General features: G+C 46.6%; 15 protein-coding genes. 6 read left to right on the top strand and 9 right to left on the bottom strand.

The features are described 5' to 3' along the window. Window positions 1-2: 2 nt before the first annotated feature. Window positions 3-560 carry a menaquinone-dependent protoporphyrinogen IX dehydrogenase gene (gene hemG / locus JYB87_RS00075; RefSeq protein WP_207354917.1) on the bottom strand — a complete coding sequence of 186 codons (558 nt, stop codon included), beginning with the start codon at window positions 558-560 and terminating at the stop codon, window positions 3-5. Between the two features lie 202 nt (window positions 561-762). On the opposite strand from hemG (JYB87_RS00075), the gene JYB87_RS00070 reads away from it, so the two are divergent. Beyond that, window positions 763-1071: an ArsR/SmtB family transcription factor gene (locus JYB87_RS00070; RefSeq protein ID WP_207354916.1), complete on the top strand. Its 309-nt coding sequence runs from the start codon at window positions 763-765 to the stop codon at window positions 1069-1071. A 14-nt stretch (window positions 1072-1085) separates the two neighbouring features. Here JYB87_RS00070 and hemG (JYB87_RS00065) read toward each other — a convergent pair whose 3' ends face one another. Genes hemG (JYB87_RS00065) through JYB87_RS00055 form a run of 3 tightly spaced genes read right to left on the bottom strand, consistent with a single transcriptional unit; the run spans window position 1086 to window position 3717 of the window. Further along, window positions 1086-1607, bottom strand: coding sequence for a menaquinone-dependent protoporphyrinogen IX dehydrogenase (gene hemG / locus JYB87_RS00065; protein WP_207354915.1), 522 nt, complete (start codon window positions 1605-1607; stop codon window positions 1086-1088). Continuing rightward, window positions 1607-3064 carry a TrkH family potassium uptake protein gene (locus JYB87_RS00060; RefSeq protein WP_207354914.1) on the bottom strand — a complete coding sequence of 486 codons (1458 nt, stop codon included), beginning with the start codon at window positions 3062-3064 and terminating at the stop codon, window positions 1607-1609. The genes hemG (JYB87_RS00065) and JYB87_RS00060 overlap by 1 nt, the downstream gene beginning before the upstream one ends. Before the next feature lie 20 nt (window positions 3065-3084). Continuing rightward, window positions 3085-3717, bottom strand: a complete 633-nt coding sequence (locus tag JYB87_RS00055) for a YigZ family protein (RefSeq protein ID WP_207354913.1) — start codon at window positions 3715-3717, stop codon at window positions 3085-3087. A 297-nt stretch (window positions 3718-4014) separates the two neighbouring features. Between JYB87_RS00055 and fadB the strand changes: the two genes are divergently transcribed. The 3 genes from fadB to tusA all read left to right on the top strand — a co-directional run bounded on the left by fadB (window position 4015) and on the right by tusA (window position 7753). Beyond that, window positions 4015-6162, top strand: a complete 2148-nt coding sequence (gene fadB / locus JYB87_RS00050) for a fatty acid oxidation complex subunit alpha FadB (RefSeq protein ID WP_207354912.1) — start codon at window positions 4015-4017, stop codon at window positions 6160-6162. A 13-nt stretch (window positions 6163-6175) separates the two neighbouring features. Beyond that, window positions 6176-7342 carry an acetyl-CoA C-acyltransferase FadA gene (gene fadA, locus JYB87_RS00045; RefSeq protein WP_207354911.1) on the top strand — a complete coding sequence of 389 codons (1167 nt, stop codon included), beginning with the start codon at window positions 6176-6178 and terminating at the stop codon, window positions 7340-7342. A 159-nt stretch (window positions 7343-7501) separates the two neighbouring features. Continuing rightward, window positions 7502-7753 carry a sulfurtransferase TusA gene (gene tusA / locus JYB87_RS00040; protein WP_207354910.1) on the top strand — a complete coding sequence of 84 codons (252 nt, stop codon included), beginning with the start codon at window positions 7502-7504 and terminating at the stop codon, window positions 7751-7753. 518 nt (window positions 7754-8271) lie between these two features. Here the strand turns inward: tusA and JYB87_RS00035 are convergent. Continuing rightward, window positions 8272-8859 carry a DNA-3-methyladenine glycosylase I gene (locus JYB87_RS00035; protein ID WP_207354909.1) on the bottom strand — a complete coding sequence of 196 codons (588 nt, stop codon included), beginning with the start codon at window positions 8857-8859 and terminating at the stop codon, window positions 8272-8274. A 106-nt stretch (window positions 8860-8965) separates the two neighbouring features. On the opposite strand from JYB87_RS00035, the gene glyQ reads away from it, so the two are divergent. After that, complete coding sequence (gene glyQ / locus JYB87_RS00030; RefSeq protein WP_207356546.1) at window positions 8966-9871, top strand: glycine--tRNA ligase subunit alpha; 906 nt, start codon at window positions 8966-8968, stop codon at window positions 9869-9871. A gap of 11 nt (window positions 9872-9882) precedes the next feature. Continuing rightward, on the top strand, window positions 9883-11952 hold the full coding sequence (glyS, locus tag JYB87_RS00025) for a glycine--tRNA ligase subunit beta (protein ID WP_207354908.1): 2070 nt from the start codon (window positions 9883-9885) through the stop codon (window positions 11950-11952). A gap of 147 nt (window positions 11953-12099) precedes the next feature. Here the strand turns inward: glyS and gyrB are convergent, their stop codons facing one another. Genes gyrB through dnaA form a run of 4 tightly spaced genes read right to left on the bottom strand, consistent with a single transcriptional unit; the run spans window position 12100 to window position 18131 of the window. Next, window positions 12100-14517, bottom strand: a complete 2418-nt coding sequence (gene gyrB, locus JYB87_RS00020) for a DNA topoisomerase (ATP-hydrolyzing) subunit B (RefSeq protein ID WP_207354907.1) — start codon at window positions 14515-14517, stop codon at window positions 12100-12102. A 16-nt stretch (window positions 14518-14533) separates the two neighbouring features. Beyond that, window positions 14534-15619 carry a DNA replication/repair protein RecF gene (recF, locus tag JYB87_RS00015; RefSeq protein ID WP_207354906.1) on the bottom strand — a complete coding sequence of 362 codons (1086 nt, stop codon included), beginning with the start codon at window positions 15617-15619 and terminating at the stop codon, window positions 14534-14536. Between the two features lie 15 nt (window positions 15620-15634). Continuing rightward, window positions 15635-16735 carry a DNA polymerase III subunit beta gene (gene dnaN / locus JYB87_RS00010; protein WP_207354905.1) on the bottom strand — a complete coding sequence of 367 codons (1101 nt, stop codon included), beginning with the start codon at window positions 16733-16735 and terminating at the stop codon, window positions 15635-15637. A gap of 16 nt (window positions 16736-16751) precedes the next feature. Next, window positions 16752-18131, bottom strand: coding sequence for a chromosomal replication initiator protein DnaA (gene dnaA / locus JYB87_RS00005; protein ID WP_207354904.1), 1380 nt, complete (start codon window positions 18129-18131; stop codon window positions 16752-16754).

Here is an 18131-nt window from a genome sequence, read left to right as displayed (position 1 = left end):
GCTTATTCAGCGCTTGGTGACCCCTTCACTAAGCTGGCGATATGTTTGCCATAATCAGCGACATCATTCCAGTCGGTGTAATCGATAACGGTTTTAGGATCGGTTGGCCCGTCAGTCATCTTCATAATCAGACGGATCATTTGCGAGTCTAACCACCCCCAAGATGGGTAGTCGACCTTACCCGCGATAATTTTCAAATCCTTAGGTTTCCAGGCGGATAACTTCACAAACTTCTGCAGGTATTTGTTATTTTCCAGAATGCGTTTTTCCGGCTTACGAGCCACCACGTTGACCGAATAGAAGCTCACGCCTTTTTCCGCTAACTGCAGTTGGTGCTGCTCGCAAAACTCAAACACGGTTTTGTCATATGTTCCGTACAACACACAGGCACCAAACACCACGGCATCCCACTCGTCCCAATCAACCCCTTCTTTGCTCGCTTCTCTAATGTCCATCATCTCGCAACGACATTGTTCAGCCGCTATTGAACGCATCAAATGACGACTAATTCTGGCGGTATGGCCGCCACGGGAAAAATACAAGATCAGCACAGATTTCATTGACGTTGACTCTATTATTTTTTGATTAAGTGACTACAAATATTGCCGTATTCCAAGCAACGGATCTACGATAATGCCCAAAGAAGACAATCAGTTGCATTTCCTAATTAGTAAAAATGCGATCTAGGTTGCAGACTGCTTCATTGCGGATTTATTAGTATTTGATTAGAATTATCTAATCAAAATGGGATGGATGTCACAAATGACAAAAGAAATTAACGTCGGTGCCATGCTGACGAACGCGGAAGTCGCGGCTAAATGGCTCAAAGCAGTAGCAAATCCTTACCGACTGATGATCTTATGTCTGCTATTGGATAACGAACTGAGTGTGACCGAACTGAACGAAACAGTTCCTTTGAGCCAGTCTGCCTTATCTCAACACTTGGCAGTACTACGTACCGAAGATTTAGTGGCTACCCGTAAAAGCTCTCAAATCGTTTATTACTCGTTAAAGAACGAACAAGTGACTGAAGTTATCTCAATCCTGCATCGCAAGTTCTGCTCTGTTTAACGCCGTTTAAACAGCTATTTCGCTAAGAATTCATTGGCAAACTGACGTACACACTCCCAGTCAGTGAATTCGTATGTCTGTTTTACATCGGTTGGCCCGTTAGTAAGCCACATGATGAAGCGGATAATGTTCCGGTCCCAGAAGCCATACTGTGGATACGCAATCCGTCCAGCAAACACTCCAATTAATCGGGGCTGCCACAACGATAGTCTTAAAAACTTATGCATGTAGCTGTTGGTCGCTGGGGAGTTTTTGTTGGGTTTGCGTGCCACTGCGTTAACGCAGAAAAAGCCATTCGGTTTTGCATCAATTAACGCTTTGTAACGATTCACAAACTGGAACAGGTTCGGACGGAATTTGCCATAGCGAATACTGGCGCCAATTAAGATCTTGTCTGCCCAAAGCAGTTGAGACTCTGACGCCTGTTCGATGGAGCAAAGCTGTGCGTTATGAGCGGCAAATGGTGCCAGCATTGCCTCACAGATGCGACGTGTCTGACCATCTACCGTTGAATACAGTAACAAAATATTGGCCATTAGTTCTTCCAGAAACTCGGAATAAATAACACTAACAAGGTGAACACTTCCAAACGACCAAACAACATAGCGACCACCAGCACATACTTTTCAGCATCGGAAATAGCCGCATAGTTAGCGGCAACATCACCTAAGCCTGGGCCAAGATTATTAAGGCATGCCGCAGTTGCACTAAATGAGGTGATAGCATCCATCCCCATTGCCATCAGAATGAGCATGCACACCACAAACACCAAGGCATAAGCGGAAAAGAACCCCCATACCGCATCAATTACCCGATCTGGCAGCGCTTTACTGCCGATGCGAATAGAAAACATGGCCCTGGGGTGAATGAGTCGTTTCAATTCACGATAGCCCTGCAGGATCAGCAGCACCATCCTGATCACCTTAATCCCCCCCGCAGTGGAACCACCACAGCCACCGATAAAGCTGGAAAAGATTAGCAGTATTGGCAGGAACAATGGCCATTCATGAAAGCTTTCAGTACCAAAACCTGCGGTTGTTGATACAGATACTGCTTGGAACAAGGCATAGTCCAGAGTTTCTTCAGGCGAATCATAGATGCCAGTATGCAGTAAGGTAGCAAAACACACGGCTGTTAAGGCAAATTGCACAATCAGCAACGCTCGAAATTCCGCGTCACGAAAATAGGTTTTAAGGTTAATACCACGACGCGAAAATGCCGCGAAATGCAGGCTAAAATTCACGGCAGCCACCAGCAAAAAAAACACACAAATCAGGTTAATCGCAGGGCTTTGGTAGTAACCAATACTGGCATCATGGGTAGAAAACCCACCAATAGCGATGGTTGAAAACGAGTGACAAATCGCATCAAACACTGGCATTCCAGCAAAGTGATAGGCGGCGGCGCAAGCAATGGTTAATAACAGATAGATGTACCAGAGGGTTTTGGCGGTTTCGGCAATACGAGGGGTCATCTTGCTATCTTTTACTGGCCCAGGAATTTCAGCCCGATATAGCTGCATTCCCCCAATTCCCAGGACTGGCAAAATCGCTACGGCAAGCACGATGATCCCCATCCCCCCTAGCCACTGCAATTGATGCCGGTAAAACAGTATTGCTTTCGGGAGTTGGTCTAATCCGACAATCACGGTGGCGCCAGTCGTCGTCAGCGCCGAAAAAGATTCAAATACGCTGTCAGCTAGGCCTAATTCGGGGTTATCTACCAGCAGGAATGGCAAGGTACCAATCGCCCCCAACACAGTCCAAAAGAGCACCACAATCAGAAAGCCTTCACGGGTGCGCAGATCATGCTTATATTGGCGATTGGGGTACCACAAGAATAAGCCGATAATAATACTGATAAAAAATGCTTGGACAAAAGCTCTACCGCCGCCATCGCTATAAATCATCGACACCGCAACTGGTGGCAGCATAGTAATCGAAAACAGTCCAACTAACAGGCCAGTGATACGAGTAATCGTTCGATAGTGCATTTTGCTCCTAACCGTCTTGGTTACCGTTGAGTTGAATCTGAATTAGCTCGCACAATATAAACGCCCATGGGGTTTATCGCCTTTAACTGCTCGCATAACGCATTTATACAGGATAGAGGAAGTTGAATCTTCAGCGACACCTGCTCGGAAAAATGCTTATCCTCAATCACTAATTGCTGGCGTTGGCAAAAATGTTCAACTGATCCAAGTTCACTGTAGCTGCATTCAAGGGTGATGACTTCACTTGGCTGACGCAGCTCAAGCAGCGCTTGAGCAATAGCCAGCTTCACGCCACTTGAATACGCGCGCACGAGGCCACCCACCCCCAACTTAGTTCCGCCAAAATAACGCACCGATATTGCACCGCAAAAACCAATATTGGCACCCAGCAACACATTTAGCATTGGCCGTCCTGCACTACCTGATGGCTCACCGTCATCACTAAATCCGACAGAAGCATTATCACCCGGCATCGAGGCAATAAAGGCTTGGCAGTAATGGTTCGCGCCCGGGTATTGTTGTTTTACCAGCAGTAGCTGTGCTCGAAACTCATCAGGACTATTCGCATTAAAGAGTAAGGTAATAAATTTGCTGCCTTTAATCTCTTCCATGACTTCAACGGGGCGCTGTAAAACAAAATAGTGCTGACTCAAGCTTATAACCTTTAGATATCTCAATCTGGCTATTATGCCTTGATGTCACTAAACACTGCTACAGCCAGTGTCCATCAAGTATTAGACCAAGGTATATCCCACTATATCTAGCTCAAAATAGTTACATATCCAACTGATATTCATAAAGAAACTTCAACACCAACTGCAAGCAACTGACAAAATTAAAACAACTGTTTAAATTGGTTATTGTAATTTGCTTAATAAACTTCCACACTAAAATCTCATCGTACCAGTTGCTAAAGTGGCCAAAGGGCGCACTCAAATGGAAGGTTGACCATGCTCTATCAAAGTTCAACGGTAAAAGTGACACAGCAAAACGGTATTGCGCATCTGCTGTTTGATCGTGAAGACAGCGCGATTAATAAGTTTGATCGGCAAACCCTTAATGACTTTAATCAAGCGCTTGATAGCATCGTCAATGCAGATCCGCAGCTGCAAGGGCTTGTGCTCAGTTCTGCTAAAGACAGTTTTATTGTTGGTGCGGATATTACCGAGTTTTTAACGCTTTTTGCCGAGGAAGATGCGCAACTCTATCAATGGCTACTAAGCGCAAACGCTATTTTCAATAAACTCGAAGATCTGCCTTTTCCAACAGTCGCTGCCGTAAATAGCTTCGCGCTCGGTGGCGGCTGTGAAACCGTACTTGCCACCGATTTCCGCGTTGCGAGTGATGACCTGCGCATTGGCCTTCCTGAAACCAAGCTGGGCATTATTCCCGGATTCGGTGGCACGGTGAGATTGCCTCGGCTCATTGGCGTTGATAATGCGCTTGAGTTGATTACGTCAGCAAAAGAGTGTCGCAGTACTGAGGCGCTGTCATTAGGCTTAGTCGATGCTGTAGTCAATAAAGAACAGCTTGTTGAAAGCGCCAATGCGCTACTCGCGTTGGCAATAAATGAGGAGATTGATTGGCAGGCGCGGCGGCAGCAAAAGCAGCAACCGCTCAGTTTGAGTAAGTTAGAGCAGATGATGTCGTTTAATGTCGCCAAAGGGCTCGTTTACGCCAAAGCCGGTAAGCACTATCCGGCACCGATGGCTGCACTAACGGCGATAGAGAAAAGTGCTGCAGATACTCGCGAACACGCGTTAGTAAATGAACATCATGCGTTTATGAGTTTAGCCAAAACAGCAACCGCAAAATCCCTCATCCAATTATTCTTGAACGATCAGTACGTCAAGTCACTCGCCAAAAGAAATGTAAGTTTGGCGCGCCCAACAGGCAACGCCGCCGTGATTGGCGCAGGCATTATGGGAGGGGGCATTGCTTACCAAAGTGCGGTGAAGCATGTGCCAGTAGTAATGAAAGATATAAATGCCAATGCGATTCAGCTGGGACTCAACGAGGCAAGCAAGCTGCTACAAAAACAGATTGAACGTGGACGCTTAACACCAGAGAAAATGGCGCAGGTGCTCAACAGCATTCAACCCACCTTGAATTACGATGCCATTGAAATGAGCGATATTGTGGTTGAAGCTGTGGTTGAAAACCCCAAAGTTAAAGCGCTTGTACTTGCTGATGTTGAAAAGCATGTGAGCGACAATGCGGTCATTACCTCTAACACATCCACAATCTCTATCAATCAGCTGTCGCTTGCTTTAAAGCATCCTGAACGATTCTGCGGCATGCATTTTTTTAATCCTGTTCATCGGATGCCGTTAGTTGAAGTGATCAAATCAAGTGTCACTAGCGACGAGACTGTCGCGACTGTAGTGGGATATGCCACACAAATGGGCAAAACCGCAATTGTGGTTAATGACTGCCCAGGCTTTTTCGTTAACCGGGTGCTATTCCCATATTTCGCCGGGTTCTGCCAGCTGGTTGCAGACGGCGCAGACTATACCGTTATCGACAAAGTGATGGAAAAAGTGTTTGGTTGGCCGATGGGGCCGGCATACTTGTTAGATGTAGTAGGAATCGACACCGCCCATCATGCCCAGCAAGTTATGGCTGAGGGGTTTCCTGAACGAATGGCGGTGACTTATCAAGATGCCATTCACAAGCTTTTTACGGCCAGTTGTTTTGGCCAAAAGACCGGTTCAGGTTTCTACAGCTACAGTAAAGACAAGCGTGGTAAGTCAGTTAAAACACCATGTGCCGAACTTGCTAATTTGACAGATAGTCCCGCTGCGCAATTTTCAGAAGATGAGATTATTGCACGGATGATGATCCCGATGATTAACGAAACACTCTTATGCCTTGATGAAGGCATAGTGCAGTCCGCTGCCGAGGCCGATTTGGCGTTAATTTATGGCCTAGGATTTCCGCCATTTAGAGGTGGTGTATTTAGCTATCTTGAGCAAATGGGATTGCCGAAGTATATCGATTGGGCGGCAAACTTTAGTCATCTTGGGCCACTTTACCAAGTACCAAGTTCTGTTCGCCTACGAATCGAACGTGGCGAACACTTTTACCAACACGCTTAAGGAGACGTAGAAAATGGAACATGCAGTTATCGTTGATTGTTTACGTACTCCAATGGGACGCTCCAAAGCCGGAGTTTTTCGTCATGTTCGAGCAGAAGACCTATCAGCCCATTTAATGAAAGCACTGTTAGCCCGTCATCCTCAAGTCGATCCCACTGATATAGAGGATGTTATTTGGGGCTGTGTGCAGCAAACATTAGAGCAAGGTTTTAACATCGGTCGCAACGCAGCACTATTAGCTGGATTGCCAAAATCTGTAGCTGCGGTGACCGTAAATCGGCTATGTGGCTCATCCATGGAAGCACTGCATCAAGCAGCCAAATCGATAATGTGTGGCATGGGTGAGATCTTTATTGTGGGTGGTGTTGAGCATATGGGACATGTGCCCATGTCTCATGGTGTCGACTTTCATACTGGCTTAGGTAAGACGGTGGCTAAAGCCTCAGGCATGATGGGACTAACCGCAGAGTTGTTAGGCAAACTGCATGGTATCTCTCGCGAGATGCAAGACCAGTTTGCCTTGCGCTCGCATCAACGCGCTTATGCTGCGATGACTGCAGGAAGCTTTGATAATGAAATAGCCCCGGTTGTTGGCCACGATGACCAGGGTAATTTGATTTTGTGTAAGCAAGATCAAGTCATTCGTGCTGATGCAAGTCTTGAGGCATTGAGCCAATTGAAACCGGTTTTTGATCCTGTTAATGGCACCGTAACTGCAGGCTCGTCGTCCGCACTGTCTGATGGTGCTTCGGCCATGTTGGTGATGGCTGAATCTAAGGCTCGCACTCTCGGTTTGCCAATCATGGCTCGCGTTAAATCTATGGCTGTTGCTGGTTGTGATCCTGCCACCATGGGTTACGGGCCAGTACCAGCCAGCCAAAAAGCGCTCGCTCGAGCCAAGTTGACGATCGATGATATCGACTTAGTTGAGTTGAATGAAGCATTCGCAGCCCAAGCACTACCCTGTGTAAAGGATTTGGGATTGCTAGAACAGCTGGAAACTAAAGTCAATTTGAATGGCGGTGCAATAGCGTTGGGGCACCCACTTGGTTGTTCAGGAACCCGTATTTCAACGACCTTGTTACACCTCATGCAACAACGAGATGCTAGTCTTGGCTTGGCAACCATGTGCATTGGTTTTGGCCAAGGCATAAGTACCGTCTTTGAAAGAGTTGACTAGCACTTTACTTCGCAATTTTTTGCCTTTTATTCAAAGGGACTTTCTTACAAGAGTCCCTTTTTGTTTCACGTGAAACATTACATAAATTGGCAGCTGCATTCTTTAACGCAGAGGGATAAAATACGACGGCTAAACCAATCCGTAAACGAGAAGTAAACGATGTCATCTTCAACTGAATTCGAAAACGCCAATGTTACCTTAGACGCATTAGGACTTCGGTGTCCTGAGCCAATCATGATGATCAGAAAGCAAGTACGTCACATGAATGAGGGAGAAACATTATTAGTTATTGCGGATGATCCAGCGACTACTCGCGACATTCCCGGCTTCTGCCAGTTTATGGACCACACCTTAGTAAGCTTTCAAACAGATGCGTTGCCTTTTCAATATTTGATCAAGAAAGGCCTTTAATAGCCAGCGGGGGAAAAACTATCCTACGAATGCACGTCGTTCGAAAGGACGTTCTTAGAACGCCAACGGCTGGCTTTAAGCCTCATATTAATCCGTCAGACCAACACCAAACCGTCGTTATTTGATTTTGACATTGTGCTAAAAAGTTAGCCGTTGTCCCTATTGCTAAAAATTGCCACCAATGAATTGTTGATAAGTCTGCGAAGGCGTAACTGTCAAATCAACTAGTTAAATTTGTTCTTAACTTGGTTCGACTAAGGCAAGAGAGTACTACGGCAAGTTTTGCTGCCATCAATACACTGGCAATGACGGCAAATAACACAAACCAATGTCTAACTATGCAGCTCGGATTGAATTTGGTCTGTAGCTTCGAGCGGAAAAATTAATAAATCTTATAAGATTTAATATCGTCGATCCGATCGGTAGCAGAATTCGAGTCGTAAAAAATCGAAAAATATTTTAAATTCTGTGGCGGAAGTTAGCCACAGACGACTCAGATTTTACGTAGCAGCGCATTTTCATGTTTCACGTGAAACATCAATACATGAATTATAACAAAAACAATCAGTTAAATGATCATTCACCATACCAACAGCTTGCATAAACGCATAACAGATAGTCGGCCCACAAAAATTAAAGCCTTTTTTCTTTAACGCCTTTGACATAGCCAATGATGCAGACGTTTGCGCTGGCACCTCACTTAATTGCTTAAAGTGATTAACCTGTGGCTCTCCACCAACAAAACTCCATAAGAATTCACTAAAATTCTCACCCTGTTGCTCCATGGCTAAATAGGCTTTGGCGTTGCCAACAATGGATCGAATTTTAGCGCGATTTCGAATAATGCCACTGTTCAGCATCAACGCATCTACACGAGCATCATCAAATTTGGCAATCTCACTCGGGATGAAGTTAGCAAAAGCATCATAGTAATTTTGCTGTCGTTTAAGAATGGTGATCCAACTAAGCCCGGCTTGCTGGCCATCAAGACACAATTTGGCAAACAGCTCCAGTGGTTCATAAACCGGTCTTCCCCACACCTCATCATGATACTGTTGATACACAGTATCGGTTGAAACCCAACCACAACGAGTCAGTGAATCCATAGCAATCTCCAGCAAAATGGCGTCTTGCGGCAAAATTAACCTACATAACCAGTGACCTACAAGGTATAATCGAAAACATTTTCTATCAATGGCTGATACAGTAGACATGACGAGTAAGTATGACGTTAAAACCTTCCAAGGTTTTATCCTGACGTTACAGGATTACTGGGCACAGCAAGGCTGTGCGATTGTCCAACCGCTGGACATGGAAGTGGGTGCGGGAACATTCCATCCACAGACTTTTTTGCGTTCACTCGGCCCAGAGCCAATGAGCAGCGCTTATGTTCAGCCTTCACGCCGCCCTACCGATGGTCGCTATGGCGAAAACCCAAACCGTTTGCAGCACTACTACCAATTTCAAGTAGTACTCAAGCCTTCTCCAGATAATATCCAAGAGCTCTATCTAGGCTCACTCAAAGCGCTGGGCATCGACCCAACCGTGCACGATATTCGCTTTGTGGAAGACAACTGGGAATCGCCAACATTGGGCGCTTGGGGTCTTGGTTGGGAAGTATGGTTGAACGGCATGGAAGTCACCCAGTTTACCTATTTCCAACAAGTTGGTGGCTTGGAATGTAGCCCTGTAACCGGTGAAATCACTTACGGCTTAGAACGTCTAGCAATGTATATTCAAGGCGTTGATAGTGTTTACGATTTGGTATGGACCGATGGCCCATTGGGCAAAATCACTTATGGTGATGTATTCCATCAAAACGAAGTGGAACAATCTACCTACAACTTTGAACACGCCGATGTTGAGTTCCTGTTTGGTATGTTCGAACAGTGCGAAAAGGCCTGTAACCACTTATTAGGTTTAGAAAAACCGTTACCACTGCCCGCTTATGAACAAGTGATGAAAGCCTCTCATGCATTCAACTTGTTAGATGCACGCCACGCCATTTCCGTGACCGAGCGCCAACGTTATATCCTACGCGTACGCACCATGGCCAAAGGTGTGGCGGAAGCCTACTATCAAGCGCGTGAAGCTCTTGGCTTCCCAATGTGTAAGTGAGGACTAGCAGTATGAAATTTGAAAACTTACTAATTGAGATTGGTACTGAAGAGCTACCGCCAAAAGCGCTACGTACCTTGGCCGAGTCGTTCCTGGCCAATTTTACTGAAGAGTTAAACAAGGCGGAACTCGCTTACACTGCAGCTAAATGGTTTGCGGCTCCGCGTCGTCTCGCAATTGCAGTAGAACAATTGGCAACTGCACAGCAAGATAAAGTGGTAGAGAAACGTGGTCCGTCCGTTCAAGCAGCATTTGATGCCGATGGTAATCCGACCAAAGCGGCTCAGGGCTGGGCTCGGGGTAATGGTATTGAAGTCGCCGAGGCTGAACGTCTGGCAACAGACAAAGGTGAATGGCTGGTGTATCACGCCAAAGTGACTGGCGTCGCCACCACCAGCTTGATTCCAGCGATGGTACAAACCGCGCTGGACAAACTGCCCATTCCAAAACGTATGCGTTGGGGTGCAAACACCGCCCAGTTTATTCGTCCAGTACACACAATTACGATGTTGCTTGGCGACACGATAGTTGAAGGCAGCATTTTGGGCATCGCCTCAGCCCGCACCGTACGCGGTCACCGTTTTATGGGTGAAGCCAGCTTTGAACTCGCCCATGCCGACGATTACCAACAAACCCTGCTGGAACGCGGCAAAGTGATTGTGGATTACGAACAACGTAAAGCCATTATTAAAGCCGATGCAGAAGCGGCAGCAGCCAAATTAGGCGGTACAGCTGATATCAACGAAGCGCTGCTTGAAGAAGTGGCATCTTTGGTTGAATGGCCAGTAGTTCTGACAGCGTCATTTGAAGACAAATTCTTGAAAGTACCGGCAGAAGCGCTGGTTTACACCATGAAAGGTGACCAAAAATACTTCCCAGTATTTGATGCTGCAGGCAAATTGATGCCTCACTTCATCTTCGTTGCCAATATCGAATCGAAAGATCCACAGCAGATTATTGCCGGTAACGAAAAAGTGGTTCGCCCTCGCCTTGCCGATGCTGAATTTTTCTTTAATACCGATAAAAAACAAACGCTTGAATCTCGTATCGCGAGTTTAGCTACCGTGGTATTCCAGCAGCAACTCGGCACATTGAAAGACCGTGTTGAGCGCATTGCACAGGTTGCTGGTTATATCGCGCGCAGCTTAGGCACTGATGGTGTTGATGCAGCACGTGCGGGGTTGTTGTCTAAGACTGACTTGATGACCAACATGGTGATGGAATTCACCGACACTCAAGGCACCATGGGCATGCATTACGCCCGTCTTGATGGTGAAACTGAAGCAGTAGCCGTTGCCTTGGAAGAACAGTACAAACCACGTTTCTCAGGCGACAGCGTACCAACAGCTATCACCTCATGCGCAGTAGCGCTGGCCGAAAAGCTGGACACCTTGACCGGTATTTTCGGTATCGGCCAAGCACCTAAAGGCGCGGCAGACCCATTTGCGCTGCGTCGTGCAGCGATTGGTACGTTGCGTATCATCGTTGAGAACAAGTTGGCTTTAGATCTGCGTGATATCGTGGCACAAGCCATTGCTGCTCATGGCAGCAACCTGAGCAATGCCAATACCGCTGATGACGTGGTCGAGTTCTTGATGGCGCGCTTCCGTGCTTGGTATCAAGATAAAGGTATCGCCACCGACGTAATCCTGTCGGTACTGGCGCGTTACCCAACCAAGCCAGCTGACTTTGACGCGCGCATCAACGCCGTGAGCCACTTCCGTACGCTAGAACCCGCATTGGCACTAGCCGCAGCGAATAAACGTGTATCGAACATTCTGGCCAAAGTTGACGGCGAATTGCCAAGCGACATCAACCCAGCACTGCTGCAAGAATCCGCTGAAATCGCACTCAATGATGCATTAAACGCATTAGCACCACAGTTGGCGCCATTGTTTGATCAAGGTGAGTATCAATCCGCCTTGACCTTACTGGCAAGTCTACGTGAATCGGTAGATAACTTCTTCGAACATGTGATGGTAATGGCTGACGATGCAGCGCTGCGTAACAACCGTTTAGCACTACTGAACAAGCTGCAAGGGTTGTTCCTCAAGGTTGCGGATATCTCATTGCTGCAATAATCTTTGCTGCAAATATTAAAAACGCGCTACCGATGATTCGGAGCGCGTTTTTTATGTCGATTCAACAGATTACAGTGCACGATTCAGACATTAAAAAAGGAAGGCTAAGCCCTCCTTTTTTGTATTTTTTTAAACGCTTGGATAATGTTATACGTCCAAGTTGGCGACGTTTAACGCATTAGATTCGATAAAGTCGCGACGAGGTTCTACTGCATCACCCATCAGGGTATTAAACAGCTGATCAGCGCCGATAGCGTCTTCAATGGTGACCTGCAGCATACGACGTGCTTCAGGGTCCATGGTAGTTTCCCACAGCTGCTCTGGGTTCATCTCACCCAACCCTTTGTAGCGTTGAATGTAAACACCACGTTTAGACTCAGCCACCAGCCATTCCAACGCTTCAGCAAAGGTGACCACGTCTTTCTTGCGCTCGCCACGTTGTACGAAACCACCCTCTTCAATCAAACCATCCAACTGTTCGCCAAGAGATGCGATCTTGTTGTAATCGTTAGAATGGAAGAAGTCATAGCTAAACAGGTAATGGGTATCGATACCATGCTTACGTACCGTCAGTTGTGGCAAATACACACCACGCTCTGGCTCTAATGTTGGCGCCAGCTTATACAGCACACCGTGGGTTTCGCGAGCTTCCAAATCTTCCAGTAATGCCTTACACCAGCTGACCATATCAGTTTCATTGGCCAGCATTTCAGCGGTTACGCGAGGATGATAAATCATGCGATCGGTCACGTTAGTAGGGAAACGTTTTTCCAAACGTTCCACCACACTTTCAACTTCACGATATTGCAGCACGAGTTTTTCCATCGCAGCACCAGAAATGGCTGGCGCATCTTTTGATGGGTAGATACAACCACCGTCCAACGCCTGGTTGGTCAGATACTCGGTTAATGCTGGCTCATCTTTCAAATATTGCTCTTGCTTACCCTTTTTCACTTTAAACAATGGTGGCTGCGCAATGTAGATATAACCACGCTCAATCAGTTCGGGCATTTGACGGAAGAAGAAGGTCAACAGCAGGGTACGAATGTGCGAGCCGTCGACGTCAGCATCGGTCATGATGATGATGTTATGGTAACGGGTCTTGTCTGGGTCATATTCGTCACGGCCAATACCACAGCCCAGAGCAGTGATCAGCGCGGCGACTTCTTGCGAAGACAGCATCTTGTCAAAGCGCGCTTTTTCTACGTTGAGAATTTTACCTTTCAGCGGCAGAATCGCTTGATTCTTGCGGTTACGGCCTTGTTTAGCACTACCGCCCGCTGAGTCCCCTTCCACAATGTAGATTTCAGACAGACCTGGGTCTTTCTCTTGGCAATCTGCCAATTTACCTGGCAAACCACCTAAATCTAATGCGCCTTTACGGCGAGTCATTTCACGGGCTTTACGCGCTGCTTCACGGGCACGTGCTGCATCGATGATTTTGGATACAATCAAGCGTGCTTCGTTCGGATTTTCCAGCAGGTAATCGTTCAGTTTTTCCGCCATGGTTTGTTCCACAGCCGCTTTCACTTCACTGGATACCAGTTTGTCTTTGGTTTGCGAGCTGAATTTTGGATCCGGTACTTTCACCGAAATCACCGCAGTCAAACCTTCACGGGCATCATCACCGGTGGCGCTGGTTTTGTTCTTCTTATTGTAACCTTCAGCTTCCATATAGTTGTTGAGGTTACGGGTCAACGCGGCGCGGAAACCAGCTAAGTGGGTACCGCCGTCACGTTGCGGAATGTTGTTGGTAAAACACAAAATATTTTCTTGGAAACCATCGTTCCACTGCATTGCCACTTCAACGGTAATGCCATCTTCCCGTTCTTGTGAAAAGTGGAAAATATCTTTGTTTACTGGCGTTTTGTTGACGTTGAGGTAGTTAACAAAAGCCTTGATACCACCTTCATAGTGGAAAAATTCATCTTTCTGATCGCGCTCATCAACTAAGCGAATACCCACGCCTGAGTTCAGGAATGACAATTCTCGAACGCGCTTTGCTAAAATTTCGTAATGGAATTCAACATCAGTGAAGGTTTCTTTGCTTGGCCAAAAGCGGATTTCAGTACCGGTTTTATCAGAGTCACCAATCGCTGCAATCGGCGCTTTAGGCTCCCCGTGAATGTAGTACTGCTCATATTTGTGGCCGTCACGGCAAATGGTCAGTTTCAGTTTTTCTGACAAGGCGTTTACAACCGACACACCCACACCGTGCAAACCACCCGACACTTTATAAGAGTTGTCGTCGAACTTACCGCCAGCGTGCAACACTGTCATGATCACTTGCGCGGCAGATACCCCTTCTTCTGGGTGCAATGCAACTGGGATCCCGCGGCCATCGTCTTTAACGGATACAGAGCCATCGAGGTGAATAGTGATTGTGATATCGCTGCAATAACCCGCCAATGCTTCATCGATAGAGTTATCTACTACCTCAAATACCATGTGGTGCAAACCGGTACCATCATCGGTATCACCAATGTACATACCTGGTCTTTTCCGTACGGCATCCAGGCCTTTGAGCACCTTAATACTCGAAGAATCATAACTGTTGTTTGACATATTATTCTCTCGTTGGCTATTCAATGACCTTCACTTCCCCCCGCTCCACGCGGAACGTCCTGTCAGGTGGGAAGTTCAAAGAATCCGATATCGCGGCAGGGTCAATGGCGGTCACAAACACTTGCGCTTGGGTGTCCACCAGCTCCTGCAGCAGTAATTTTCTATGTTGTTTATCTAGCTCTGACGGTAAGTCATCCACCAGATAGATGCTGTTTTTGTTTAACTGCTGTTTTAGCAATTTTCCCTGTGCAATGCGTAGCGCACAGACCAACAGCTTCAATTGACCACGGGACAAAGCATCTTGCGCTGGTAGATTGCCAACGCGTAAACGTAAATCTGCTTTATGTGGCCCACTGACCGTAAAACCTGTGGCTAAATCACGCTCATATTGCATCGGCAAGAGCTCGGCAAAATCGGTTTTACTGTCCCAGCCTTGGGTGAAGGAAACCTTCACTTCCACCTGCGGTAAAAACCCTCCGATTATACCCTTAAGTTGCTCATTTAACGAGTCCACATAGTGTTTTCGTATATCAGTCACCACAGTGGCATAGCGTAAAAAATCTTTATCCCAAAACGCAATTTGCTGATAGCTGGCTTTATCTCTAAGCAATTGATTACGTTGTTTTAATATACGTCTAACATTCATCCAATTGAGGTAAAAGTTCGGATCAGAATGAAATGCGCCCCAATCAATAAATTGCCGTCTCGCTTTAGGGCCTTCAAACAGCAGCGCGAAACTCTCTGGGGTGATCAATTGGATGGGTAAAGCTTCGGCCAATAGCGATAGTTTTTTAATGCGCTCGCCATCCATACGCACTTCTGTATCGCCACTGCGAAAGCGCCTAAGCCCCAGCTTGTGCTGCTGCTCATCATGACTGACTAACCGGGAAAAGAGTTGCAAACACTCTTCACCTTCTTGGATAACCCGCTGTGATAGATGACTGCGAAAGGATCGCCCTAAACCAAGAAAATGAATGGCTTCAAGCAGACTCGTCTTACCGCTGCCGTTGTGGCCATAAATGAGATTCAGCCCATTGCCGAGAGACAATTGGGCTGAATGGATATTGCGGAAGTGCGCAACCTGCAGCTGCTGAATAATCATTAAGGCAGCAAAAACCTACAGACGCATAGGCATAACCACGTACATAGAATCTTCTTCGACGTGGTTTTCAATCAGTGCACTGGAGTTTCCATCTGACAAGGTAATACGTACATCATCAGACTTGAGGCTGTTAAGAACGTCGAGCAGATAGGACACGTTAAAGCCGATTTCTAGAGCTGGACCACTGTACTCAACATCAACAATCTCTTCAGCTTCTTCCTGCTCTGGGTTGTTAGCATTGATCTTCAAAATTGAATCAGACAGTTGAATCCGTACACCGCGGAATTTTTCATTCGATAGAATAGATGCACGCAGCAAAGATTGTTTCAACGAATTGCGGCTGGCAATCACCACTTTATCTCCACCTTTTGGCAAAACGCGGCGATAATCAGGGAAGCGTCCATCAACCAACTTACTGGTCAGTACAGCACTTTGCGTAGTGGCTCGAATGGCATTTTCACCAATCGCTAAGGTAATCGTTTGGTCGTCACTGTCTAACAGACGTGACATTTCCATCACCCCTTTACGCGGCACAATCACTTGGTTTTCGGCCAACTGCGCTTCGATAGAACGATGACTCAGTGCCAAACGATGACCGTCTGTGGCTACCGCTCGTAAAACGCTACCTTCGGTTTCAAATAACAAGCCATTGAGGTAATAACGCACATCTTGGTTCGCCATCGAAAACTGCGTCGCTTCAATCAGTGATTTGAGCAATCCTTGGCTAATCGTAAATTCGATATTTGGCGCGAAGCTTTCAACATTCGGATATTCTTCCGCTGGCAGGGTCGCCAACGAAAAACGGCTGCGACCACAACGCAGTAACCACTTGTTTTCTTGTTGTTCAATATTGACTTCGCTGTGCTCAGGCAAAGACTTCACAATATCGAGTAACTTCTTCGCGGGAACCGTGGTTCGCCCCTCTTGGATCTCACCACTAATTGGCGCCGAGCCTACCAGTTCCACTTCTAAATCAGTACCAGTTAGCTTAAGTGAGTGACCACTTACTTCCACAAGAACATTAGAGAGAATGGGGAGATTGTGACGTCTTTCAACAGCACCTGAAACTAGTTGCAATGGTTTAAGCAACTCATCCCTTTCTATAGAAAATTTCATTGTGTAGATCCCTGATTTAAGAAGATAGAGTTCTGATCAAGTTCGCGTAATCTTCTTTGATGTCGTGGCTTTCTTCACGCAGCTGCGCAATCTTTCTGCAAGCATGAAGCACGGTTGTATGGTCTCGACCGCCAAATGCATCGCCAATCTCTGGCAAACTTTGGTTAGTCAATTCCTTAGACAACGCCATTGCCATTTGCCGTGGACGGGCAACACTGCGGGAGCGGCGCTTAGATAGCATATCTGCCATCTTAATCTTGTAGTATTCAGCCACTGTTTTCTGAATGTTGTCTATAGTGACTAATTTTTCTTGCAGAGCCAAGAGGTCACGTAACGCTTCGCGCACAAAATCGATAGTAATTGGTCTACCGGTAAAATTGGCGTTGGCAATCACGCGGTTTAACGCCCCTTCCAACTCACGTACGTTTGAGCGTAAACGTTTCGCAATAAAGAAAGCCACTTCATCTGGCAGAGTAATGCCGTTTTCTAATGCTTTACGCATCAAAATCGCCACGCGAGTTTCTAACTCTGGCGGTTCGATAGCAATTGTTAAACCCCAGCCAAAACGCGATTTGAGGCGATCTTCCACCCCGTCGATCTCTTTCGGATAACGATCTGATGTCAAGATGATCTGATGGTTACCTTCCAATAACGCGTTAAAGGTATGAAAGAACTCTTCTTGAGAACGATCTTTATTGGCAAAGAACTGAATATCATCGATAAACAAGGCGTCAACGCTTCGGTAATAACGTTTAAACTCTTCAATGGCGTTGTTTTGCAGCGCTTTTACCATGTCTTGTACGAAGCGCTCAGAATGCATGTAAACCACTTTGGCATTGGGCTTGTTTTTCAAAATGCCGTTGCCAACTGCGTGCAATAAGTGGGTTTTACCTAAACCGGTACCACCATAAAGAAACAACGGGTTGTAGGCGCCGCCAGGGTTTTCAGAGACCTGCAATGCAGCAGCCTTACCTAATTGGTTCGATTTACCTTCAACAAAGTTATCGAATTGATAAGTTGGGTTGATATTGCTGCGATAGCCATGCTCCACCACTGGCTCTTCTGCTGTGAATGCGTTTGCCGCAGGCACTGCTGCTTTAGCCGCAACACCTTTGTTCACTGGTGCAGGCGCAACAACCGGCTTAGCCACCGGACGACTACCAATATCAAAACGCAATTTTGGCGCATCATTCCCCAGTTGTTCGGTGAAGAACTGATTGATCAAGTTGAGGTATTTATCCCGAACCCAATCCAGCACGAAGCGATTTGGCGCATACAATACTAGCGTTTCACCATCCATCTCAGCCTGCAGTGGACGGATCCACATACTGAAATGCTGCGCTGAAAGCTCATCCTGCAGCCTGCCAATGCATTGTTGCCAAAGAGAAACTGTCAC

It is taken from the genome of Shewanella avicenniae (assembly GCF_017354945.1).
Classification (GTDB): Bacteria; Pseudomonadota; Gammaproteobacteria; order Enterobacterales; family Shewanellaceae; genus Shewanella; species Shewanella avicenniae.
The sequence above is the reverse complement of the archived record's forward strand: the minus strand, read 5'-3'. Positions and strand labels throughout refer to the sequence as shown.

Coding starts and splice junctions, on each gene's coding strand:
- hemG (WP_207354917.1), bottom strand. CDS start 560: ATGAAATCTGTGCTGATCTTGTATTTTTCCCGTGGCGGCCATACCGCC.
- JYB87_RS00070 (WP_207354916.1), top strand. CDS start 763: ATGACAAAAGAAATTAACGTCGGTGCCATGCTGACGAACGCGGAAGTC.
- hemG (WP_207354915.1), bottom strand. CDS start 1,607: ATGGCCAATATTTTGTTACTGTATTCAACGGTAGATGGTCAGACACGT.
- JYB87_RS00060 (WP_207354914.1), bottom strand. CDS start 3,064: ATGCACTATCGAACGATTACTCGTATCACTGGCCTGTTAGTTGGACTG.
- fadB (WP_207354912.1), top strand. CDS start 4,015: ATGCTCTATCAAAGTTCAACGGTAAAAGTGACACAGCAAAACGGTATT.
- fadA (WP_207354911.1), top strand. CDS start 6,176: ATGGAACATGCAGTTATCGTTGATTGTTTACGTACTCCAATGGGACGC.
- tusA (WP_207354910.1), top strand. CDS start 7,502: ATGTCATCTTCAACTGAATTCGAAAACGCCAATGTTACCTTAGACGCA.
- JYB87_RS00035 (WP_207354909.1), bottom strand. CDS start 8,859: ATGGATTCACTGACTCGTTGTGGTTGGGTTTCAACCGATACTGTGTAT.
- glyQ (WP_207356546.1), top strand. CDS start 8,966: ATGACGAGTAAGTATGACGTTAAAACCTTCCAAGGTTTTATCCTGACG.
- glyS (WP_207354908.1), top strand. CDS start 9,883: ATGAAATTTGAAAACTTACTAATTGAGATTGGTACTGAAGAGCTACCG.
- gyrB (WP_207354907.1), bottom strand. CDS start 14,517: ATGTCAAACAACAGTTATGATTCTTCGAGTATTAAGGTGCTCAAAGGC.
- recF (WP_207354906.1), bottom strand. CDS start 15,619: ATGATTATTCAGCAGCTGCAGGTTGCGCACTTCCGCAATATCCATTCA.
- dnaN (WP_207354905.1), bottom strand. CDS start 16,735: ATGAAATTTTCTATAGAAAGGGATGAGTTGCTTAAACCATTGCAACTA.